The organism is Aeromonas rivipollensis, from assembly GCF_010974825.1.
In the GTDB taxonomy this organism is placed as follows: domain Bacteria; phylum Pseudomonadota; class Gammaproteobacteria; order Enterobacterales; family Aeromonadaceae; genus Aeromonas; species Aeromonas rivipollensis.
Map to the genome: position 1 here is coordinate 265,727 of NZ_JAAILA010000003.1, position 20,822 is coordinate 286,548.

Below are 20,822 nucleotides of genomic sequence, written 5' to 3' on the forward strand. Positions count from 1 at the left end.
CGTCATCAGCGTCGGGAGAGCAGGGCGTAATAGAGCAAGGGTATCACCACCAGGGTGAGCAAGGTGGAGACCAGGATCCCGAAAATCAGGCTGATGGCCAGTCCGTTGAAGATGGGATCATCGAGGATGAACAGGGCACCTATCATGGCCGCCAGCGCCGTCAGCATGATGGGTTTGGCCCGCACCTGCGCCGCCTCGATCACCGCCTGCTCAAACGCCATCCCGGCTCTTCGCTGCTGTTCGATAAAGTCCACCAACAGTATGCTGTTGCGCACTATGATCCCGGCCAGCGCTATCATTCCGATCATAGAGGTGGCGGTAAACTGCGCCCCCAGCAGGGCGTGGCCCGGCATCACCCCTATGAGGGTGAGCGGAATGGGGGCCATGATAATGAGCGGCACCAGATAGGAGCGGAACTGGGCCACCACCAGCAGGTAGATGAGGATCATCCCCACCCCGTAGGCAATGCCCATGTCGCGGAAGGTCTCGTAGGTTACCTTCCACTCCCCGTCCCACAACAGCGCCACCTCCCCCAGCTTGTCGGGCTGCCGCACGTAATATTGGGGCAGCGCGATGTCGGCACCGGCGGCAAACATGCCGTAGAGCGGGCTGTCGGTGTGGCCGCCCATGTCGGCCACCACCATCACCATGGGCTGCATGTTCTTGTGCATGAGGTAGCTGGGGGCCACCTCGCCTTTGCGACTCACCAGCTCGGAGACTCGCACCAGCTGGCCGCTCTGGCTGCGCACCTTGAGAGCCAGCACGCCCGCCAGATCCCGCTTGTCACCGGGGGCCAGTTCGATGCGCACTGGCACCGGATACTTGGCGCCGTTCCCCTGCAGCCAGCTGGCATCCTGATAGCCCACCCCGCCATTGAGGGTGCTAACCAGGTCGCCGAGATCGACCCCGAGCAGGGCCGCCTTGCTGCGATCCACCACCAGCCGCCACTTGGGCTGCGGGTCGGTCAGATAGATATCCACATCCACCAGATCCGCGGTGGCCACAAAGCGGGCCTGTACGGCGCGCGCCGCCGCTTCACGGGCGGCCGGTGTCGGGCCATAGATCTCGGCGACTATGGAGGACCAGACCGGCGGGCCGGGGGGCACTTCCACCACCTTGAGGTTGCCCCCCGCCGCACTGGCGATGGCCTGCAGCGGTGCCCGGACCGACTGGGCAATCTGGTGACTGCTGCGATCCCGCTCATGCTTGTCTACCAGATTGACCTGAATATCCCCCACATTGGCGCCGCTGCGGATGAAGTAGTGGCGCACCAACCCGTTGAAGTTGATGGGGGCCGCACTGCCGGCATAGATCTGGTAATCCTTCACCTCCGGCACCTTGGCAAGCTCCCGCCCAACCGCCAGCAGGGTGCGCTCGGTCTGCTCCAGGGTCGCCCCTTCCGGCATGTCGAGCACCAGCTGGAATTCCGACTTGTTGTCAAAGGGGAGCATCTTGAGCACCACCCACTGCACCACCGGCATGGCGGCGGCCGCCCCGACCAGCAGCAACACTACCAGCCAGAGTTTGCGTCTAGCCCTCTTGGCGCCATCACCGATCAGGAAAGGGGTCATCAACCGGTGAAGGAGCCCGGCCTTGGCCTCACCGTGGGCAGCCTGCGCCTCCCCTTTGAGCAAATGGCTCGCCAGCCAGGGGGAGAAGATAAAGGCCACCAGCAGGGAGATGAGCATCCCCATGCTGGCATTGATGGGAATGGGGCTCATGTAGGGGCCCATCAGACCGCTGACAAAGGCCATCGGCAGCAGTGCCGCAATCACGGTCAGGGTCGCCAGTATGGTCGGCCCCCCCACCTCGTCTACCGCCCCCGGAATAAGATCCTTGAGCGCCCCCTTGCCCAGACCGCGATGACGGTGGATGTTCTCCACCACCACGATAGCGTCATCCACCAGGATGCCGATGGAGAAGATCAGCGCAAAGAGCGACACCCGGTTGAGGGTAAAGCCCCATGCCCAGCTGGCAAAGAGAGTCAGTGCCAGGGTGATGACGATGGCCACCCCCACTACCAGCGCCTCGCGCCAGCCCATGCTCACCAGTACCAGCAGCACCACAGCCGTGGTGGCAAAAATCAGCTTGCCGATGAGGGTGTTGGATTTGGTCTCGGCGGTGACGCCGTAGTCCCGGGTCACCGTTACCTCGACCCCAGCCGGGATCAGCCGGTTCTGCAAACTCTCGACCCGCGCCTCCACCCGCTTGGCCACATCGACCGCGTTCTGGCCCGGCTGCTTGCCGATGGCCAGGGTCACCGCCGGATAGCTCTGCTCCCCCTGCCCCATCCAGCTGCGCTTGGTCGGGGTCTCCTGACCCAGAGAGACCTTTGCCACATCGCCGAGATAGACAGGCTTGCCGTCGTGCAGCCCCACCACCAGTTCTCGGATCTGCTGCTCGCTTTGCAGGAACTGCCCGACCTGTACCTTGATCTCCCGGTTATCTTGCTCGATGGCCTGTGTCGTTCCTACCTGATTGGCGGCGGCCAGCCGCTGGCTCAGCTCGCCCCAGCTGATGCCGTGGGCGCTGAGGGCCGCCGGATCCGGCATCACCCGCAGCACGGCGCTCTGACTGCCGAGCGTGTAGATATCGCGGGTACCGGGAATACGCTTGAGTTCGGTCTCCAGCTCATGGGCGACCCGGGTCAGCTCGGGGGCGCCCAGTTGCTTGCTCCCCTCTTTGCTCCATAAGGTGAGACTGACGATGGGGACATCATCGATCCCCCGGGGTTTCACCAGTGGCTGACCGACCCCTAGCCCCTGTGGCAGCCAGTCCCGGTGGGAGTCGAGCTGGTTGTTGAGATCGACGATGGCCTGCTCGCGGCTCACACCCACCTTGAACACCACCACCAGCAGGGCGCCATCGGGTTGGGAGAAAGAGTAGAGGGTATCAATTCCCTTTATCTGGGAGATCACCTGCTCGGCAGGGGTGGTGACGAGAGATTCCACCTCAGCCGGAGTGGCACCCGGGAAGGGGATATAGACATCGGCGAAGGTGACATCGATCTGCGGCTCCTCCTCCTTGGGGGTCACCAGCACCGCAAACAGGCCGAGCAAGAGCCCCACCAGCGCCAGCAGCGGGGTGATGGCCGAGCCCTGAAACAGCGCCGCCAGCCGACCGGCGGGCCCCAGCCTCTCCCTGTTGCCGTTCAGCTCGTTACTCATGGGCCAGCTCCTGCTGCTGTGCCCAGGCATCGGGGGCCAGCTTGTCGCCGGCTTGCAGCCCGGCCAGGATCTCGCACTGCCCATCCATGCAGTGGCCGACCCGCACCGGCGTCAGGGCCCAGCCAGCGGGCTGCTGCAGATAGACGCCGTCGAACTCCCCTTGCCGCAGCAGGGCGCGATCCGGCACCTGCAACACCTGACGCTCACCCTGTTTGAGCCGCACCTTGAGCCACATGCCGGGCAATACCCCGGCGGTTTGCGGCGGCAAGTCGAGGCGCAACCTGAAGGCGTGGCTCTGGCTGTCGGCGTAGTTGAAGCGGGTCAGTTTAACCGGGGTAACGGTGTTGCCATCAGGCAGCAGCACCTGCACATCCGAAGGCTGGCGAGCGAGCGTCAGGGCGGATTGGGGCAGCTCCACCTCCACCCGCAAGGTGTCGAGGGAGAAGCCCGACAGCAGGGGGGTGCCGGGGGCCACCGTCTCCCCCAGCTCCACCAGCCGTTTGGTCACCACACCTGCGTAGGGGGCCAGAATGCGGGTATAACCGTAAGTCTCGCGGGCCTGGGTGAGGGCCGCCTCGGCCGCATTGACCTCGGCGCGGGCGGCGCGGTCAGTCGCCTCTGCGTTATCGAGCTGGGCGCGGGTGATCACCCCCTTGGCGATCAGCGCCTGAAAGCGGGCGAGCTGGCGCTCGGCCTCCACCTGCTGGGCCTGCGCCCGGGCCAGCCGTGCCTCGGCACCCGTGACGGCGGCAAACTGCTCCTTGCCGCTAATCTCCAGCAGCGGCTGCCCCGCCTGCACCTCGTCGTTCACATCCACCAGCATGCGGGAGACCCGACCGCTGGTCTGGGCCGCCACCGTCCCCTGATTGATGGCACTGACGGTACCATCCAGCGTCAGCCAGTCGGTCACCGGCTGTGGCGCTACTGTCAACGGGGCCTGACTCTCCCCTTCTGCGGCCAGGGCGGATGTCATGGCCTGCGATGTCATCACCAGCAAGGTGATACCCAGCAACCGGATGTTTTCCATCATCACTCTCCTTCCCTGGCGTAATCAGTCACTTCACGGGATCAGGCGGTATGGGACTGGCGAGCCTTGTTCCATGCGCGCACCAGCCCCCGATCGACCAGCAGGATCCCGGCCACCATGGCCGCAATGAACAACAGTATCATGGGCTGACCGCTGGAAATGAGGCTCAGAGCAGGCCCGGGGCAGATGCCCACCAGCCCCCAGCCTATGCCAAACAGCGCGGCCCCGCCGATCAGACGGCGATCCAGCCTGGGGGCCGGTACGGCGACTATGGGCTCCCCCAGCAGACTCCGGCGACGGGGTTTCACCAGCAGAAAATAACCCGGCATAAAGACCAGCAGGGCGCCCCCCATCACGAAGGCGAGGCTGGGATCCCAGGCCCCCGCCAGATCGAGAAAACCGGTGACCCGGGCGGGATCCACCATGCCGGAGATGGCCATCCCCAGCCCGAACAACAGGCCCGCAAGCAAACTTGTCAGCAACTTCATGGCGATCAGCCTCTTACAACAGATGATGAGTGACGAAGACGGTGATAAAGCCTGCCGCCATAAAGGTCAGGGTGGCGACAATGGAGCGCACAGAGAGCCGCCCCATGCCACAGATGCCGTGACCGCTGGTGCAGCCATTGCCAAGACGGGTGCCTATCCCCACCAGCAGACCGGCCAGCAACACCACCGGCCAACCGGGCAGGCTGGTGAATGCAGGCATGCTGGCCCAGTCCAGGGTCAGCGCCAACCAGGCGCCCGCCCCCAGCCCCAGCAGAAACAGCACCCGCCAGGGCGCCCGCTGTTGCAGGGCACCGGCCAGAATGCCGCTGATCCCGGCTACCCGGCCGTTGAACAACATCAGGATCAGGGCCGACAGCCCCGCCAGCATGCCGCCGCCCAAAGAGAGCAGCCATTGGCTTTCAATCATCGAATTTCCTCATCTGCGTGACAAAAATGGGTTTGCAGCGCCCCCAGCACATCGGCGGCCGCCTCGCTCACCAGGGAGTAGTAGATCTGCTGGGAGACCTTGCGCGAACGGATCAGGCCATGGCGCTTTAGCACCGACAACTGCTGGGAGAAGGCCGACTGCCCCAGTTGACTGTGGGCAAGCAGCTCCCCGACTCCTTTCTCCCCCTCCACCAGCTGGCAGAGCACCATCAGGCGTTCGGGATGAGCCAACGCCTTGAGCAGGGCGGCGGCGGCCGTCGCGTGTCCGTTCATCTCGTCGAATGGGCTCATAAGCATAAATTAGCAATTGCTGATATTTAGTCTATTGTATAAATCAACACTAAATTAGCAACTACTAAATAACAGAGAAAAGGGAGAGAGACATGACAGTTGATAACGGAGTCAGAGTGGTCGCGGGCTGCATCTTGCTGCTCTCGCTGCTGCTCACCGCCTGGGTCCACCCGGGCTTCGTCTGGCTGAGCGTCTTTGTCGGGGCCAACCTGATCCAGAGCGCCTTCACCGGCTTCTGCCCCGCCGCCATGATCCTGAGGCGCCTGGGCATGAAATAGCCCCGAGCGGACGATAATAACGAGGGAGCTCGGGCTCCCTTTTGCTAAAACCTCATTTTGTTTCAATATGTTGCTGCCGGGGGCCCAGGGTTTACCCCGGCGGCCGTATCGGCTACCATGTCGCCTCTAATCAATAGCGGAGACCGTCGGTGGGCAACTCATCAAGTGACAGATCCACGCCGACTCCTGTCGTCGGCACCCAGGTCGCGAGCTAGCCGCAGAGTCCCTCTGCCGTAACTCGCAGCCCTGCGAGAAGCGGAAATCCACTCCCCTCTTCTCTTTTTACACTTGACGTCGGGTGACTCCTGGCCAACTGCCATGGGCGCCTTGCCTGCATAGTTTCTGCTTCCCACAAGGAGGCTGCTATGCGTTTGATTTCAACCCAGTCTGTATCGACTCACCCCCTGCTGAACAAGCTGGGCCTTGGCATGTTGCCGCGCTGGCTGCGGGGCAAACGGCGCCAGCACCACTACCGGCTGCAGATCCGCTGCGAGGATCGCGCCGATTTGGATCAGGTGCTGGAGATGGTGAGCCACACTCTGCAACCGGCCGGGCTGCACCCGGTGCAGTCCATGACACCGGGTCGCAGCGGCGGGCGTGAGCTGGTGCTCAACCTGCGGTGCACCCCGCCCCAGCGCCGCTATCTGGTGCAGTTTGTCCATCAGGTCGGGGCTGCTCACCCGGTTCGCTGGGAACTGCGCCCTCGCGGTGGCGATCCCGAGCGCACCTGACAGCACCATACTCTGTCAACCAGCGTTCAGGGGGCCGGCCATGCTGGCCCCCTGAACTGTCAGCGGCGCCCTATGGGGCATGCGCAGAGGACGCCCCGCACGCCGTGTTTCATTTTTTGCTGGCCAGCAGCACAATCATCGCCGGGTTTTTCAGCCCTCTTGTGCGGCGTTTCATCATGGATTGCGCGCAGCCATCACTCATCAGAAGGAGTACCCCATGAGAATGTGGCAACAATTTGATCTGCTTGCCCTGCTCGACACCCTGGCCAGCCTGCTGCTCGCCTTCGTGCTCGGCAGCCTGGTCGGGCTGGAGCGCCAGTACCGCCAGCGCACTGCCGGCCTTCGCACCAACGTGCTGGTCGCCGTGGGGGCGGCCCTCTTCGTCAACCTGGCCCAGCGCATCTATGACCTGCACGGCGGCAGCTATGGGGTGGTGCACGTGGTGGCCTATATCGTCTCCGGCATCGGCTTTCTCGGCGCCGGTGTCATCATGCGCGAATCGGGCAACATCCGCGGCATCAACACCGCCGCCACCCTCTGGGGTGTGGCGGCGGTGGGGGCGGCCAGCGGCGCCGGCTTCGCCATGGAGGCGGTGCTCGGCGCGCTCTTTGTGCTGGCGGCCAACACCCTGCTGCGCCCCCTGGTCAATCAGATCAACCGTCATCCGGTGGACAACACCGACACCGAGGTGACCTACCGCGTGACGGCGCTCATCCGCCGAACTCACCAGAAAGAGGTGCTCCCCTGGCTGGAGCAGAAGCTGGAGCAGGCCAACTACCCCCTGAGCGAGCTGGATATAGAACCCTTCGGGGAGCAGGACATCGAGATCTCGGCTGTGCTGCTCGCCACTTCCATCGACGGCGACGAGCTGGACGCCCTGATGAAGACGCTGGGGGAGCATCCCCGCATCAAGCAGATCTTCTGGCGTGCCAGCACCACGGATTGAGCCCGCAGCCAACAGCAAAAAGCCCCGCCAGTATTGGCGGGGCTTTTTCATATGAGACGTGATGAGTGACTAGCGGCGGCTGCGCCAGCGCACTCTGGGGGGGATCACCTGGGCGGTCTGTGCGGGGGGATTGCCCGCGATCAGTTGCTGCATCAGCTCGAAGGCGGCCCGGGCCAGGGCCGGACAATCCTGGGCCACGGAGTCGATGCGCATGGGAATGCAGTCGAGCAGATCGTGATCGTCGAAGGTGCAGAGCCGCATCCCCGTCTCCATCAGGCCCGCCTCGTTGAGGTAGCGCAGCACCCCTTCCAGCAGAGTAAAAGAGGCGGTGAATAGCCCGCGGGGGGGCGCTCCCAGCTCCTCCACCAGCTCGGCCATCAGCTGATAACCCGAGCGCGGCTGATAGTCGCGATGGCGCACTCGGGCGGCATCCGCCTCAAAGCCGGCGCGATGGAGCCCCAGCTCATAGCCAGCCAGCCGGTGGCGACTGGGGGAGAGATCCAGCAGGCCGCCGAAGTAGTAGATCTCCTCGTCGCAATCGATCGCCATGTCCTGCACCAGCTCGGCGGTCGCCTTGCAGGCGTCCGAAATGACCATGGGCAGGCGCGACTCGCCGATATGGCGGTCGAGCTGCACCACGGGCAGGCGGTCGTGAATGCGGGCATAGATGTCATCGCTGTGGCCACTGGAGGCAACGATGAGCCCATCCACCTGACGGCTGATGAGATTGTCCACCACCCGCTGCTCCAGGGTGGGATCATCTTCGGAGCAGGCAATGAGCAGCTGGATCCCCGCCTCCCGGCAGTGGGCCTCGAGGGCGCGCGCTATGCTGGCGAACCCGAAGTTGGTGAGATCGGGGATCACCAGCCCCCAGGTGTAGCTGCGGGTCTCGCGCAGGGAGCGGGCATGAAAGCTCGGCTGGTAGTGGCACTCATCCGCCACCGCCTGGATCCGCTTGCGGGTATCGTCGGCAATCCTGTACTCCGCACTCTTGCCATTGAGCACCAGACTGGCGGTCGCCTTGGAGACCCCCGCCAGTTCGGCTATCTGGGCAATAGTGATCCGTTTCTTCTTCTCCACCTGGCCTCCCGGCTGACTAGCACCGGGCTATTGTACTAGGCAAGCCGCCAGCGGCCAGTGATCAAGGCAAATTTTGCAGCCATCATCGCCGTTACCCGATGAAAGTTGCGGCTTTTCCCCTGGGAAGTAGCGCGCCGACAGGCTCTGGCGACCCTGATCCACGAAACACTCCAGGCTGGAGCTGTCGCACAGCACTGTGATCTTGCCTCCGAGCCAGGGTGTGGATCTATCCTCCCAGACCCCGCTCTGCCAGTTCTGGCGCCGCAGTGTGATGCGCCCCGGCTGCCACACCAGCTCCGCCACGGCGCCGAACCAGAGGCTGCCCTCACCGCAAAGCGCCAGATCGAGCCAGGCCGAGTCGATGGCGAGCCCCGGAAACTCCCTGAGCGTCCCCTCGAAGCGGGTCTGCTCCCCCTTCAATGCCGCGAGCTCCGCCACCGGCCGCTGGCAGAGCCAGTCGTCCTGCCAGAACAGCTCTCGCGGGCAGCTCATCTGATGGATCCAGCCATAGGGGATGGTGGGCTGGCTCATCTCGTTCTCCTCCGGCAGCCCCAGCCAGCCGAACAGCAGGCGCCGCCCCTGGCTGTCTTGTGTGGTTTGCGGCGCATAGAATTCGAAGCCCCTGTCCAGCTCGTGGAAGGCCCCGTGCTCGAACTGCTCGCCATCGAACTGCCCCGCCAGCCAGCCGCACTGGTAGAGGTTGCGATAATACTCCCCCACCGAGGCAATCCCCTGGGGACAGCAGATCAGCAGATGGCGCTCCCCTAGGGGGAAGAGATCCGGGCACTCCCACATGTAGCCAAAGTCGCCGAGCCCACCGTGCCCGCTGCCGGCGATGGGGCCCACCAGCGTCCAGGCATCAAGCGCGTCGCCGCGATAGAGCAGCACCTCACCCTTGTCGTCCAGGGTGCGGGCGCCCAGCACCATGAGCCACTGCTGGCCGTCGTGCCACACCTTGGGGTCGCGCACATGGCCGCTGTAGCCTTGGGGCAGATCGAGCACGGGGCCCAGCTTGTCGAAACCGCCCTCACCGTCGGCGCGGGCCAGACACTGGAAGGCGGTGCGGCTGCCATCCGGGTATTTGACGTTGCCGGTGTAGACGAGGGTCAGGCGCCCCTGCTCGTCGCTCACCGCCGACCCCGAATAGCAGCCGTGGCTCTCATAGGCCTCGGTGGGCAGGAGCGCCACCGGCTCGTGCTGCCAGTGCAGCAGATCGGTAGAGGTGACATGCCCCCAGCCCTTGTTGCTGTGCTCGCAGCCGAGCGGATTCCACTGATAGAAGAGGTGGTAGCGCCCGTCGTGCTCGATAAAGCCGTTGGGGTCGTTGAGCAGCCCCACCGGGGCTGCCAGGTGCCAGCGGGGCCTATGGGGATCGGCCGCCGCCTTGAGCTGTCCGGCCAGCAGGGACCGGACAATCTGGTTGAGGAGATAGTGTTCCTTCATCACTCCACCTTGTACTTGAGCAGGTAGGAGGCGACAAAGGCGGCACCGAAGGCGATCACCAGTCCGATGACGTAGTGGATGAGGCTCATGGGCTGGACTATTGCCATGCCCGGAATGCCGGTCAGGCCCACCGCCGTCATCCCCACCTTGGCCGCCACCACGTAGGCGCCGCCGCAGGCACCGCCGAACAGACCGGCCAGGAAGGGTTTGATGTAGCGCAGGTTGACCCCGAAGATGGCGGCCTCGGTGATGCCGAGCAGGCAGGACATGGCGGCCGGCACGGTAATCGCCTTGATCTTCACATCCCGGGTCTTGAAGTAGACCGCCAGGCAGGCGCCGCCCTGGGCCACGTTGGCCATGGCCCAGATGGGCAGCAGGAAGTTGACGCCTATGGCCGGGTTGGTGAGCAGCCCCGCCTCTATGGCGTGGAAGCTGTGATGGATGCCGGTGATGACGATAAGCGAGTAGGTGCCGCCGAACACCAGCCCCGCCAGCCAGCCCGCCTGCTCATAGAGGGCGCTCAGACCAAAGGAGATGCCATCCCCCAGCACCCGACCCGCCGGGCCGATAAAGAGCAGCGCCACGAAGCCGGTGATGATGACGGTCAAGAAGGGGGTGAGGATAAGATCCAGGGCGTCAGGGATGCGCTTGCGCAGCTGTTTCTCCAGATGGGACATGAACCAGACCGCCAGCAGCACCGGGAAGACGGTGCCCTGATAGCCGATCATGGCCACATCCAGACCGAAGAAGTCCATGGTCTTGAACCCCCCCGCCACGCCCCAGGCGTTGGTCAGCGCCGGGTGGGTGAGGATGCCGCCAAGGGTCGCCCCCAGATAGGGGTTGCCGCCAAATTCGCGCGCCGCGGTAAAGCCAATCAGGATCGGCAGTATGATAAAGGCTGCCGAGCTGAACATGTCGAGCATGACGAAGAGGGCGCTGTCGGCGTTGACCCAGCCGTAGGTGCGCACCATGCCGAGCAGCCCCATCAGCAGGCCGGAGGCGACGATTGCCGGGATGATGGGGACGAAGATGTTGGAGAGGGTCCGCGCCAGGCGCTGGGCCACATTGAGCTTGGCCGTCGCCATGTCGGTCAGCTCCGCCTTGCTGGCGGTGCCGGTCCCGGTAATAGCCACGAACTCGGCATAGACCTTGTTGACCAGGCCGGTGCCGAAGATCACCTGGATCTGGCCGGCGTTGCTGAAGCACCCCTTGACCCCGTCCAGCTTGTCGATGGCGGCCTTGTTCACCTTGCTGTCGTCCGCCAGCACCAGCCGCAGCCGAGTGGCGCAGTGAGCGGCGCTGACGATGTTCTCCTTGCCCCCGAGCAGGGGCACCAGATCCTTGGCTATCGCACTGATATTCATAATCTTCCTCTTATGACCCGCCGGCTGGCGGGCCCTTGTCACATGAGAGTAGGGGCTGTTGACCCGGGCTTCTAGCCGCAGATCAACGGCCGCTTGTGCTCGATCGCAAAAAGGCATCCAGCTGGGGGCGGGTCGGCAGCGCCGTCATGGCCCCCTTGGCGGTGGTGGCGAGCGCCCCGCAGCCGTGGGCCTGAGCCAGGATGGCGGGCAGCTCGCTCAAGGCAGGCAACTGATCCCCTTCTGCCAGCGCCGCCAGGAGACCGGCGACGAAGGCGTCCCCCGCCCCCGTGGTGTCGAGCGGGGTCACTTTCTGCCCCACCCACTCCAGCAGCTCGCCACCCAAACGGGCTACCACACCGGCCGCCCCCCGGGTCACCAGCACCAGGGCCGGGCCCGAGAGGGTGGCAAGCCCAGCGAGCAGATCATCCTCGCCGCTCAGCAGTTGCAGCTCCTCCACCGAGAGCTTGACCACGTCCGCCAGGGCCATGGCCGCGCTTACCTGCGGCAGCATCTCGGCGGGGTTGCCCCACACCTCGGGGCGCAGGTTGGGGTCGAAGCAGACCCGTCCTCCCGCCTCCCTGATGGCGGCCATGGCTTGCAGGCAACTGCTGCGCACAGGTTCGTTGGCGAGCGCGATGGAGCAGCTGAGCAGCCACTGACCGGCCTCGAAGCGGGGCAAGTCAGCCGGAGTGAGAAACTGGTCGGCACTGGGGCGCACCATGAAGGTGAAGCTGCGCTCCCCTTCTTCATCGAGCTCCACCAGCACAGTGGAGGTTCGGTGGGCCGGATCCTGAGTCAGATGACGGATATCGACGCCCTCTGCCACCAGGGTATCGGCCATAAAGCGGCCGAAGGGATCCGCGCCGACCCGGCCAATAAAGGCCGATTCACCGCCGAGCCGCGCCACTCCCACCGCCACGTTGGCGGGGGCACCGCCCGGACACTTGAGGTAGTGCAGCTCCCCTTCCGGGATAAGATCCACCACCGCATCCCCCATTACCCACACACGATTCCCCACCTTGCTACTCCACTGCTGCATCGGATCCACTGCCAGAGCCGGGCTCTGTTCTCTTGGTCGGCATTATCAGCTAAACCGTTTTAGCTAACCAACAGATCCCGGCGCCGTCTGCCATTTTTGTGATCGGGATAACGAACTAGAACCAGGTTTCCATCTGCACGCCAAAGTTCCACTCGCCACCGGCGGTGAAATCGCTCTGGCCCATGGCATCTGTGCTGGCGTAGTTGTCGAGCTCGGAGGACCAGTCCATCCAGGTGGCGAATACCCGCAGCTCGGGCCGCTCGAAGAAGCCGGCGGTCTGCGCCTTGAAGGTGGGGGCGAAGGTGAGCTTGGTGAAGTTGCCGCTCACCGCCTGACGCCCCTTGTAGCCCTTGGGATCCAAGTCCATGTACTGCCAGGCGGCCTCGTAGACCAGCTCGACGTTCTGGCTCAGCACCTGGGCTACCCGGGTATTGAGGGTCAGCCACTGGTATTCATCCCCTTTCACGTAACGATCCTGGCTCTGCTCCGCCAGCAGGGCCGGAGCCAGCCGCCAGCGCGGGTTGAGGTCGGTGGCGCCAAAGACCGCCACCCGCACCGCGTCGGCATCCGGCAGCAGCTCGCTGTCAGAGCCCAGCCCCTTGAGCTCGGCCCCCAGGCCATGGCCGTAGAGCACGGCGGCCTTGGAGAAGCCGGGATTGATGCCGAAGAAGCTCTCGCCGTGGTAGGCCACCAGGGTATGCGCCCCCTTGTTCGCCGCCTCGCTGCCAACGCCGCCGTCGTTGATGCGCGCCTCGTTGTCCTTGGCCGAGAGGCCGCTGAGCATCCACTGCCAGTTGCCGAACCTGTTGTTCATGGTGAGGATGTAACTCTCGATGTCCGAGAGGCCGCTGGCGCTGATGTCGCCGTAGTCACGGCCGTAGAGGGAGAAGTTCGCCTTCCAGCTGTCGGCCAGCTGCACATCGTAGACGCCGCCGCCGGTACCGGCCAGGAAGACCACGTCCGAGTCGAGCCAGTGGATGTCGAAGTTGTCCCGATCGAAGCGCTTGCCCGCCCAGAGCACAGAGTGCTGGAAGGGGCCGCTGAAGCTCGCCAGGTCGCCGATTTCGGCAAACACCTGACGGGTGTTGAGGCTGGAATCGCTGGCGGTCCAGTCGTTGCTGGTCTCCACTCCGTCCGCCAGCATCAGCTTGTAGCGGGCCCAGCTGCCGTCATCGAAGGTCTGGGTCTTCAGCAGATTCGCCTCCATGTAGGTGTCGTCTTCGTTGCCAAGGCGACCCACGGCCCCGCCCACAGAGCCAGCCGGCGTCACGTAAGGGCCGCCGCGCCCGCCGTTGCCGTTGCTGTTGACCAGGAGGCCCGAGCGGGCATAGCCGTGAAACTCGAAGCCCTGGGCACCGGCGGTTTGCTTGTCCACCTTCTCGCTCTGGGCCTTGGCCACCACGGCTGTCTCCCGGGCCTCGCTCGCCTTGCTCTGGGCCTCGTCGGCCCGCGCTTCGGCGGCGGCGGCGCGGGACTCAGCCGCCTGCACCCGTGCCTCCAGCGCCGCCAGACGCGCCTCTATACCGCCCTCGGTCGCCCACAGCGGGCTGCTCATCCCCAATCCCAGCGCCACCGCCAGCGCCAACTTGCTCTTGAACATCGTCATCTTCCTCACCTGTCATCTGCCGCCCGTCCGGGCGCTGTTGTTATGGACGAGCAGAGAATAGCTAAACCGCTTTAGCTAACTCAATATGCCAGCTAAACCGTTTCAGCCACTTGTGATCAGAGTAACGTTTGCACAGGAAAAACCGCCGGGAGTTGTGAGGAGGATCCCTCATCGGGATCCACTCAATAGGGCGGATCCGGGGCAAATGGCAGGCAAAAAGAAAGCCGGCACTGAAGGCCGGCTTGGGTCACGCGGGTAGCGATTACTTGGTCAGATCGTCGAAGAAGCGTTTCACCCCTTCGAAGAAGCCTTCGGATTTCGGCTTGTGGGTCTTGGCGGCGGCACCGCTGAAGGACTCGTCCAGCTGGCGCAGCAGATCTTTCTGGGTCTCGGTCAGCTTGACCGGGGTCTCGATCACCACCTTGCACATCAGATCCCCCACCTGGCCGGAGCGCACGGACTTGACCCCCTTGCCCCGCAGGCGGAACAGCTTGCCGGTCTGGGTTTCCGCCGTGACCTTGAGCTTGACCCGGCCATCCAGGGTCGGCACTTCGATCTCGCCGCCGAGCGCTGCCGTGGTGAAGCTGATGGGCACCTCGCAGTAGAGATCGTTGCCGTCACGGACGAAGATCTCGTGCTCCTTGACGTGCACCTGTACATAGAGGTCCCCAGCTGGTGCGCCGGCCTCCCCCGCTTCCCCTTCGCCGGAGAGACGGATGCGATCGCCGGTATCGACGCCCGCCGGGATCTTCACCGACAAGGTCTTGGTCTTCTGGTAGCGCCCTTCCCCATGGCACTTGCGGCACGGATCCTTGATGATCTTGCCGCGACCGTGACAGTGGGGGCAGGCCTGTTGCACCGCGAAGAAGCCCTGGCGCATCTGCACCTGACCGGAGCCGTGGCAGGTCGGGCAGGTATGGGCCTGGCTGCCGGTGTGGGCACCGGACCCGTTGCAGACCTCGCAATGGACCTGGGTCGGGATCTTGATCTCCTTGGAGACCCCGCGCACCGCCTCTTCCAGGGTCAGCTCCATGTTGTAGCGCAGGTCGGAGCCACGGGCCGGGCCGCGACGACCACCGCCACGACCACCGAAGATGTCACCAAACACATCACCGAAGATGTCACCGAAATCGGCACCACCGCCGTGGCCGCCGCCCTGGCTCTGATCCACGCCGGCATGACCGTATTGGTCATAGCGGGCACGCAGGTTCTCGTCGGTCAGGACCTCGTAGGCTTCCTTGACCTCTTTGAACTTCTCTTCCGATGCGGCATCACCCTGATTGCGATCCGGGTGATACTTCATCGCCAGACGCTTGTACGCCTTCTTGATCTCGCGCTCGTCGGCACCTTTCGATACCCCGAGCACTTCGTAGAAATCGCGCTTCGACATACTCATCCTGTTCTACTTAAGCCGTTATGCAGACGGGCGTTGGTTACCCAACGCCCGTAAATTCATTGACGAATCTGCTCACTCTCTTACTACGAAGCCGTGATCAAGGCTCATGTGCTGCTCGGAATCCTCATGTATTCACATACACTCCGGTTCCTGCGCTGCTCTTTACCTTGCTGACGGCCTCTCGCGACAGACCGCGAACAGATTCTGAGCCGATGGGCAGAGTCTGCTCTGCCCATCTGGGTTGGGCTTATTTCTTGTCGTCTTTCACTTCTTCGAACTCGGCGTCGACCACGTCGTCGTCAGCCTTGGCGGAAGAAGAGGAGTGACCGGCCTCGGCACCGGCACCGGCGCCTTGCGCCTGAGCCTGCTGCTGGGCAATCTCCATCAGCTTCTGGGACGCTTCCATCAGGGCCTGTTGCTTGGCTTCGATGGCAGCCTTGTCGTCACCCTTGATGACGGCTTCCAGCTCGGACAGTGCAGTCTCGATCTTGGTCTTGTCGTCGGCAGGCAGGGCGTCACCGGCTTCGGTCACCTGCTTGCGGACCGAGTGGACCAGACCGTCAGCCTGGTTGCGGGTCTGCACCAGCTCTTCGAACTTCTTGTCTTCCGCCGCGTTGGCTTCGGCTTCGCGTACCATGCGCTCGATCTCGTCATCAGACAGACCAGAGGAGGCCTGGATGGTGATCTTCTGCTCCTTGTTGGTCTCCTTGTCTTTCGCGGAGACGTGCAGGATACCGTTGGCGTCGATGTCGAAGGTCACTTCGATCTGCGGCAGACCACGCGGTGCCGGACGGATACCCTCCAGGTTGAACTGGCCTAGGGACTTGTTGTCGCTGGCACGCTTGCGCTCACCCTGCAGCACGTGAATGGTCACGGCAGACTGGTTGTCTTCGGCAGTGGAGAACACCTGGGACTTCTTGGTCGGGATGGTGGTGTTCTTCTCGATCAGCGCAGTCATCACGCTGCCCATGGTTTCGATACCCAGAGAGAGCGGGGTCACGTCCAGCAGCAGTACGTCGGTCTTGTCACCGGACAGTACGGCACCCTGGATGGCAGCACCCATGGCCACGGCTTCGTCCGGGTTGACGTCTTTACGCGGCTCTTTGCCAAAGAAGTCGGCAACGGTCTTCTGAACCAGCGGCATACGGGTCTGACCACCCACCAGGATGACGTCGTCGATCTCGCCAACCGCCAGACCGGAGTCTTTCAGGGCGACACGAACCGGCTCCAGGGAGTCTTTCACCATGTCTTCCACCAGGGATTCCAGCTTGGCGCGGGTCACCTTGATGTTCATGTGCTTCGGACCTGTGGCATCTGCGGTGATGTACGGCAGGTTGACGTCGGTCTGCTGGGCGGAAGAGAGCTCGATCTTGGCTTTCTCGGCGGCATCTTTCAGACGCTGCAGAGCCAGCTGGTCGTTGCGCAGATCGATGCCCTGCTCACGCTTGAACTCGTCTACCAGGTAGTTGATGACGCGGTTGTCGAAGTCTTCACCACCCAGGTGGGTGTTACCGTTGGTCGCCAGTACTTCGAAGGTGGTTTCACCTTCCACTTCGTCGATCTCGATGATGGAGATGTCGAAGGTACCGCCGCCCAGGTCATAGACGGCAACCTTGCGCTCGCCCTTGACCTTGTTCACGCCATAGGCGAAGGCCGCAGCAGTCGGTTCGTTGATGATGCGTTTTACATCCAGACCGGCGATGCGACCGGCATCCTTGGTGGCCTGACGCTGGGCGTCGTTGAAGTAGGCCGGTACTGTGATGACCGCTTCGGTCACCGGCTCGCCCAGGTAATCCTCGGCGGTCTTCTTCATCTTCTTCAGCACTTCGGCAGAGATCTGCGGCGGTGCCATTTTCTTGCCTTTGACTTCTACCCAGGCGTCACCGTTGTCAGCCTTGGCGATGGCGTACGGCATGATCTTCAGATCGCGCTGTACTTCTTCATCTTCGAAACGACGGCCAATCAGACGCTTGATAGCGAACAGCGTGTTCTTCGGGTTGGTGATGGCTTGGCGCTTGGCCGGCTGACCAACCAGGATTTCGCCGTCATCGGCATAGGCAATGATGGACGGAGTAGTACGGTCGCCTTCCGCGTTCTCGATCACGCGAGCATGGTCGCCATCCAGAATAGCAACGCAGGAGTTGGTAGTACCCAGGTCAATACCGATGATTTTACCCATTTGACGAATCTCCAAATACTTTGAATAAACTGGCGAGGGGCTCGCCTTAAATACGTTAACGGCTAGGTGGGGCCTGCCACTGTGGCTTTCAAGCACCCGACATCAAATTCTTTCCGTGTCACCTAAGTTTCCATGCCACTGAAATCAGATGCCGCCGTGGCCTTGCCACCTATATGGGGTCTCGAGCCGACGCTTCAAGCCCTGACCTTAAAAAACCGCGCATTCTTGCCCCTTGGGCGCAAGAGTGCTTGCCAAATGGCGCCAGAAAATACACTGATGGCGCCGCTACCAATAAAAAGCCCGCCGAGCGGCGGGCTCAGCACAGCGACGGGACTCAGGCCGGGGCCTTGGAGACCATCACCATGGCCGGACGGATCACCCGACCGTTGAGTTCATAGCCCTTCTGCATCACGGCGATGACGGTGTTCGCTGCCACTTCGGCATTGTCGATCATGCTGATCGCCTGATGGGCGTTGGGATCGAACGGCTGGTTCAGCGGATCCAGCGGGAGCAGGCCAAACTTGGCTACCGAGCTCTGCATGGATTTGAGGGTCAGCTCGACCCCTTCGATCATCGGCTTGAGCGCCTCATTTTCCTTGTCGGCCAGCTCGATGGCACGCTCCAGGTTGTCCAGCACCGGCAGCAGCTCGCCGGCGAACTTCTCCAGCGCGAACTTGTGGGCCTTCTCCACGTCCTGAGCGGCGCGGCGACGCAGGTTTTCCATCTCGGCGACGGCACGCACGGCGCGCTCACGCTCTTCCAGGGAGGCCTGCTGGGCTGCCTCCAACTGGGCCTCCAGCTCGGCAATGCGGGCCTGCTCGGCTGTCACTTCACTGTCTACATCGGTCGGCTCGACTGGCTGGGCTTCCACTTGCTCCATCGCTTCAACCTTTTGTTCTTCGTGGCTCATGACATCTCCAATATTCAGGGGTTACTTACGAGGGGTTGCTGACGTTCAGGTAAGCGACACGCGTCAACGGACCCTGTGTTGGCGCTATTATGGGGACGCAGCCCCGTCTTTCAAGGGGAAAAGGGCATATCAGGCGCAATGCCTCTCGCCAGCCGGCCAGCTTGCCGCTTTTCGGGGCCGATTGCGCCAAGGGCCATGGAGACAGACAAATCCCCGGCAAAGCGCGGTATACTCCCCGCAAGACTTCCCCAGACCCGATAACCTATGGATTCTCCGTTCAAAACCGTTGCCCTCATCGGCAAGCCCCATCATGAAGGGGCCAACCAGACCCTCAGCGGCCTGCATCAATACCTGAGTACCCGCGGTTTTCGGGTGCTGCTGGAGAGCCGGGTCGCCCAGACCTTAGGGCTCTTGGGTGACAACGTGATGGATCTGGTGCAGCTCGGTGAGCAGGCGGATCTGGCCATAGTGGTCGGCGGTGACGGCAACATGCTGGGGGCGGCCCGGGTGCTGTCCCGGTTCGATGTGGCTGTGATAGGGGTGAACCGGGGCAACCTCGGCTTCCTGACCGATCTCTCCCCCCAGGATTACCTGCTGCCCCTGGAGCAGGTGCTCTCCGGCCACTTCAAGAGCGAGCACCGCTTCCTGCTGGAGGCCGCCGTCTATCGCCACGGCGAGCGCAAGTCGAGCAACCTGGCGGTCAACGAGGCGGTGCTGCACCCGGGCAAGATAGCCCACATGATAGAGTTCGAGGTCTATATCGATGGCAGCTTCATGTACAGCCAGCGCTCGGACGGCATCATAGTGGCCACCCCCACCGGCTCCACCGCCTACTCCCTGTCGGCGGGGGGCGCCATCCTCACCCCCAAGCTCAACGCCATCACGCTGGTGCCCATGTTCCCGCACACCCTGAGCAGCCGCCCCATAGTGCTGGATGCGGACAGCGAGGTACGGCTGCTGGTCTCCCCCGACAATCAGGACGACGCCATGCAGGTGAGCTGCGACGGCCAGGTGACCCTGGCGGTCCACCCGGGGGACGAGATCCTCATCAAGAAGAGCCAACACAAGCTGCATCTGGTGCACCCGCTGGATTACAGCTACTTCCACGTGCTGCGCAACAAGCTCGGCTGGGGTAGCAAGCTGTTCTAGCCAGCGGGCCCGGGCCGCAACAAGGCTGGCGGCGAGAGCCTAGCCCTCGCCGCCCTCAACCAGCCGAAGCGGTCCGGGTTCGAGCTGCAGAAGCACGCCATTTCGCCCCGCCGCCTTGACCCTGTACATGGCCTCGTCGGCCTTCGTCAGCAAGTGCGCCAACCCTGTATCAGCACAGGCGCAGACGCCCCCCACACTGACAGTCACCCCCTCGCACGGCGGGCAGGCCCCCTGACGGGAGCCCGTCTCTATCTGGCGGCGGATCCGGTCGCAGATGTCATGGGCCATCTGGCCGTTCACCCCTCCCATGATGATGGCGAACTCCTCGCCACCTATGCGCCCCACCAGATCATCCTTGCGCGCCTCGGCCACCAGCACCCTGGCCACGAACCGGATCACCTCATCACCACAGCCGTGACCAAATCTGTCATTGACGCTCTTGAAGTGGTCTATGTCGAGCACCACCACGCAGCGCATCTGCCCCGGCCGCGCCCGCTCCCCCTGTCTGAACAGGCCCCGCCGGTTGAGCACCCCGGTGAGGGGATCCCGCTCCGAGAGGGCCAGCAGCGCCTGCTCCGCCTCCACGTAGGCCACCAGGGGCAGCAGCAATACCGAGCCTATGGTCAGCACCATGTGCATGAAGAAGATGCCATCGAGCAGCCAGTCTCCGTTACCCATGGGACTATCAGGCCCCAGCAAGAGCAGCAACCCCTGGCTCAGCAATATGGTGAAATGCAGCAGGTAGATGACGGCGACGGCATGAAGTACCCGCTTCTGGTGGCGGCTGAGGGAGACGATGAGACAAGCACACCAGAGGTAGACCACAGACTCCATCAGGGCCAGCACTATGCGCACCTCGAAATGGCTCGACAACCCCAGATAGGCAAGCAGCAGCAGGGCAGCCCCTCCCCACAGGGTGCGGGGGCGCCATGACAGGCCGTAGAGGGCATAAAAGCCGGCCAGCAACAGCAATATGCTCATGAGGGAGACCAGGCCACCGACCCTGATCCCCAGGGCCGGATGGCCACTCCCTATCCCCAGACTGAGCAGCAAGATGGAGAGGGAGAAGAGGAAGGCAGACAGGGACCAGAACAGGAAGTTGCGCCGACCAGGCTTCAAGAAGTGGATGAACAACATGAGCAATGCCGACATCAGATTGATTGCCAGGGAGATCAACAGCAGGGTCGGGGTGTGGATCATCTAGACGCATCCTTGGTGAAGAGCATGGTGGCCTGCCCGCTGAACCTGAGCCAAGCCTGTCTCGAGTGTGTCTCAGCCACC

At 63.3% G+C, this 20,822-nt stretch carries 18 protein-coding genes; 4 read left to right on the plus strand and 14 right to left on the minus strand.

All coding sequences use genetic code 11. From position 1 onward, the window contains the following. Nucleotides 1-5 precede the first annotated feature (5 nt). From G4923_RS02085 to G4923_RS02105, 5 genes are read right to left on the minus strand one after another with little or no spacing between them, the layout of a single operon-like run. The gene (locus G4923_RS02085) at nucleotides 6-3,167 is read right to left on the minus strand and encodes an efflux RND transporter permease subunit (protein WP_163135327.1); all 3,162 of its coding nucleotides are present in this window, start codon (nucleotides 3,165-3,167) and stop codon (nucleotides 6-8) included. Continuing rightward, nucleotides 3,160-4,194, minus strand: coding sequence for an efflux RND transporter periplasmic adaptor subunit (locus G4923_RS02090; protein ID WP_163135421.1), 1,035 nt, complete (start codon nucleotides 4,192-4,194; stop codon nucleotides 3,160-3,162). The genes G4923_RS02085 and G4923_RS02090 overlap by 8 nt, the downstream gene beginning before the upstream one ends. 41 nt (nucleotides 4,195-4,235) lie before the next feature. Continuing rightward, a complete protein-coding gene (locus G4923_RS02095; RefSeq protein ID WP_163135329.1) occupies nucleotides 4,236-4,682 on the minus strand; it encodes a YeeE/YedE family protein in 447 nt (148 codons plus the stop codon). Nucleotides 4,683-4,695: 13 nt separating this feature from the next. Continuing rightward, nucleotides 4,696-5,109 carry a YeeE/YedE family protein gene (locus G4923_RS02100; RefSeq protein WP_163135331.1) on the minus strand — a complete coding sequence of 138 codons (414 nt, stop codon included), beginning with the start codon at nucleotides 5,107-5,109 and terminating at the stop codon, nucleotides 4,696-4,698. Continuing rightward, entirely contained in the window at nucleotides 5,106-5,420 is a 315-nt protein-coding gene (locus G4923_RS02105; RefSeq protein ID WP_163135333.1) for an ArsR/SmtB family transcription factor, read from the minus strand. Before G4923_RS02105 ends, G4923_RS02100 begins: the two co-directional genes overlap by 4 nt. A 92-nt stretch (nucleotides 5,421-5,512) precedes the next feature. On the opposite strand from G4923_RS02105, the gene G4923_RS02110 reads away from it, so the two are divergent. The 3 genes from G4923_RS02110 (at nucleotide 5,513) to G4923_RS02120 (ending at nucleotide 7,375) form a co-directional block, all read left to right on the plus strand. Continuing rightward, nucleotides 5,513-5,698 carry a YgaP family membrane protein gene (locus tag G4923_RS02110; protein WP_106886276.1) on the plus strand — a complete coding sequence of 62 codons (186 nt, stop codon included), beginning with the start codon at nucleotides 5,513-5,515 and terminating at the stop codon, nucleotides 5,696-5,698. Between the two features lie 365 nt (nucleotides 5,699-6,063). Then, nucleotides 6,064-6,429 carry a hypothetical protein gene (locus tag G4923_RS02115; protein ID WP_163135335.1) on the plus strand — a complete coding sequence of 122 codons (366 nt, stop codon included), beginning with the start codon at nucleotides 6,064-6,066 and terminating at the stop codon, nucleotides 6,427-6,429. Nucleotides 6,430-6,646: 217 nt separating this feature from the next. Then, nucleotides 6,647-7,375, plus strand: coding sequence for an MgtC/SapB family protein (locus tag G4923_RS02120; protein WP_025327670.1), 729 nt, complete (start codon nucleotides 6,647-6,649; stop codon nucleotides 7,373-7,375). Nucleotides 7,376-7,444: 69 nt separating this feature from the next. Here G4923_RS02120 and G4923_RS02125 read toward each other — a convergent pair whose 3' ends face one another. From G4923_RS02125 to grpE, 8 genes are all read right to left on the minus strand, one after another. Continuing rightward, the gene (locus tag G4923_RS02125) at nucleotides 7,445-8,455 is read right to left on the minus strand and encodes a substrate-binding domain-containing protein (protein ID WP_163135337.1); all 1,011 of its coding nucleotides are present in this window, start codon (nucleotides 8,453-8,455) and stop codon (nucleotides 7,445-7,447) included. 27 nt (nucleotides 8,456-8,482) lie between these two features. Continuing rightward, nucleotides 8,483-9,898 carry a glycoside hydrolase family 32 protein gene (locus G4923_RS02130; RefSeq protein WP_163135339.1) on the minus strand — a complete coding sequence of 472 codons (1,416 nt, stop codon included), beginning with the start codon at nucleotides 9,896-9,898 and terminating at the stop codon, nucleotides 8,483-8,485. Then, on the minus strand, nucleotides 9,898-11,262 hold the full coding sequence (locus tag G4923_RS02135) for a sucrose-specific PTS transporter subunit IIBC (RefSeq protein ID WP_163135341.1): 1,365 nt from the start codon (nucleotides 11,260-11,262) through the stop codon (nucleotides 9,898-9,900). Before G4923_RS02135 ends, G4923_RS02130 begins: the two co-directional genes overlap by 1 nt. 82 nt (nucleotides 11,263-11,344) lie before the next feature. Then, on the minus strand, nucleotides 11,345-12,301 hold the full coding sequence (locus tag G4923_RS02140; RefSeq protein WP_205597003.1) for an aminoimidazole riboside kinase: 957 nt from the start codon (nucleotides 12,299-12,301) through the stop codon (nucleotides 11,345-11,347). 115 nt (nucleotides 12,302-12,416) lie between these two features. Next, nucleotides 12,417-13,907, minus strand: coding sequence for a carbohydrate porin (locus tag G4923_RS02145; RefSeq protein WP_205597002.1), 1,491 nt, complete (start codon nucleotides 13,905-13,907; stop codon nucleotides 12,417-12,419). Nucleotides 13,908-14,169: 262 nt separating this feature from the next. Beyond that, on the minus strand, nucleotides 14,170-15,297 hold the full coding sequence (gene dnaJ, locus G4923_RS02150; RefSeq protein ID WP_042649830.1) for a molecular chaperone DnaJ: 1,128 nt from the start codon (nucleotides 15,295-15,297) through the stop codon (nucleotides 14,170-14,172). 253 nt (nucleotides 15,298-15,550) lie between these two features. Further along, the gene (dnaK, locus tag G4923_RS02155) at nucleotides 15,551-17,482 is read right to left on the minus strand and encodes a molecular chaperone DnaK (RefSeq protein ID WP_163135343.1); all 1,932 of its coding nucleotides are present in this window, start codon (nucleotides 17,480-17,482) and stop codon (nucleotides 15,551-15,553) included. 334 nt (nucleotides 17,483-17,816) lie between these two features. Then, the gene (grpE, locus tag G4923_RS02160) at nucleotides 17,817-18,392 is read right to left on the minus strand and encodes a nucleotide exchange factor GrpE (protein ID WP_042649832.1); all 576 of its coding nucleotides are present in this window, start codon (nucleotides 18,390-18,392) and stop codon (nucleotides 17,817-17,819) included. A gap of 264 nt (nucleotides 18,393-18,656) precedes the next feature. On the opposite strand from grpE, the gene nadK reads away from it, so the two are divergent. Beyond that, nucleotides 18,657-19,541, plus strand: coding sequence for an NAD(+) kinase (gene nadK / locus G4923_RS02165; RefSeq protein WP_106886269.1), 885 nt, complete (start codon nucleotides 18,657-18,659; stop codon nucleotides 19,539-19,541). A 39-nt stretch (nucleotides 19,542-19,580) separates the two neighbouring features. Here nadK and G4923_RS02170 read toward each other — a convergent pair whose 3' ends face one another. Beyond that, nucleotides 19,581-20,741 carry a GGDEF domain-containing protein gene (locus G4923_RS02170; protein WP_163135345.1) on the minus strand — a complete coding sequence of 387 codons (1,161 nt, stop codon included), beginning with the start codon at nucleotides 20,739-20,741 and terminating at the stop codon, nucleotides 19,581-19,583. Nucleotides 20,742-20,822: the final 81 nt, after the last annotated feature.

What these genes read in the sequence shown, in the direction of transcription:
- G4923_RS02170 (WP_163135345.1), bottom strand. Translation starts at nt 20,741, where the DNA reads ATGATCCACACCCCGACCCTGCTGTTGATCTCCCTGGCAATCAATCTG.
- dnaJ (WP_042649830.1), bottom strand. Translation starts at nt 15,297, where the DNA reads ATGTCGAAGCGCGATTTCTACGAAGTGCTCGGGGTATCGAAAGGTGCC.
- G4923_RS02130 (WP_163135339.1), bottom strand. Translation starts at nt 9,898, where the DNA reads ATGAAGGAACACTATCTCCTCAACCAGATTGTCCGGTCCCTGCTGGCC.
- G4923_RS02090 (WP_163135421.1), bottom strand. Translation starts at nt 4,194, where the DNA reads ATGGAAAACATCCGGTTGCTGGGTATCACCTTGCTGGTGATGACATCG.
- G4923_RS02100 (WP_163135331.1), bottom strand. Translation starts at nt 5,109, where the DNA reads ATGATTGAAAGCCAATGGCTGCTCTCTTTGGGCGGCGGCATGCTGGCG.
- G4923_RS02095 (WP_163135329.1), bottom strand. Translation starts at nt 4,682, where the DNA reads ATGAAGTTGCTGACAAGTTTGCTTGCGGGCCTGTTGTTCGGGCTGGGG.
- G4923_RS02145 (WP_205597002.1), bottom strand. Translation starts at nt 13,907, where the DNA reads ATGACGATGTTCAAGAGCAAGTTGGCGCTGGCGGTGGCGCTGGGATTG.
- G4923_RS02110 (WP_106886276.1), top strand. Translation starts at nt 5,513, where the DNA reads ATGACAGTTGATAACGGAGTCAGAGTGGTCGCGGGCTGCATCTTGCTG.
- nadK (WP_106886269.1), top strand. Translation starts at nt 18,657, where the DNA reads ATGGATTCTCCGTTCAAAACCGTTGCCCTCATCGGCAAGCCCCATCAT.
- G4923_RS02120 (WP_025327670.1), top strand. Translation starts at nt 6,647, where the DNA reads ATGAGAATGTGGCAACAATTTGATCTGCTTGCCCTGCTCGACACCCTG.
- G4923_RS02140 (WP_205597003.1), bottom strand. Translation starts at nt 12,301, where the DNA reads ATGCAGCAGTGGAGTAGCAAGGTGGGGAATCGTGTGTGGGTAATGGGG.
- G4923_RS02115 (WP_163135335.1), top strand. Translation starts at nt 6,064, where the DNA reads ATGCGTTTGATTTCAACCCAGTCTGTATCGACTCACCCCCTGCTGAAC.
- G4923_RS02085 (WP_163135327.1), bottom strand. Translation starts at nt 3,167, where the DNA reads ATGAGTAACGAGCTGAACGGCAACAGGGAGAGGCTGGGGCCCGCCGGT.
- dnaK (WP_163135343.1), bottom strand. Translation starts at nt 17,482, where the DNA reads ATGGGTAAAATCATCGGTATTGACCTGGGTACTACCAACTCCTGCGTT.
- G4923_RS02135 (WP_163135341.1), bottom strand. Translation starts at nt 11,262, where the DNA reads ATGAATATCAGTGCGATAGCCAAGGATCTGGTGCCCCTGCTCGGGGGC.
- G4923_RS02105 (WP_163135333.1), bottom strand. Translation starts at nt 5,420, where the DNA reads ATGAGCCCATTCGACGAGATGAACGGACACGCGACGGCCGCCGCCGCC.
- grpE (WP_042649832.1), bottom strand. Translation starts at nt 18,392, where the DNA reads ATGAGCCACGAAGAACAAAAGGTTGAAGCGATGGAGCAAGTGGAAGCC.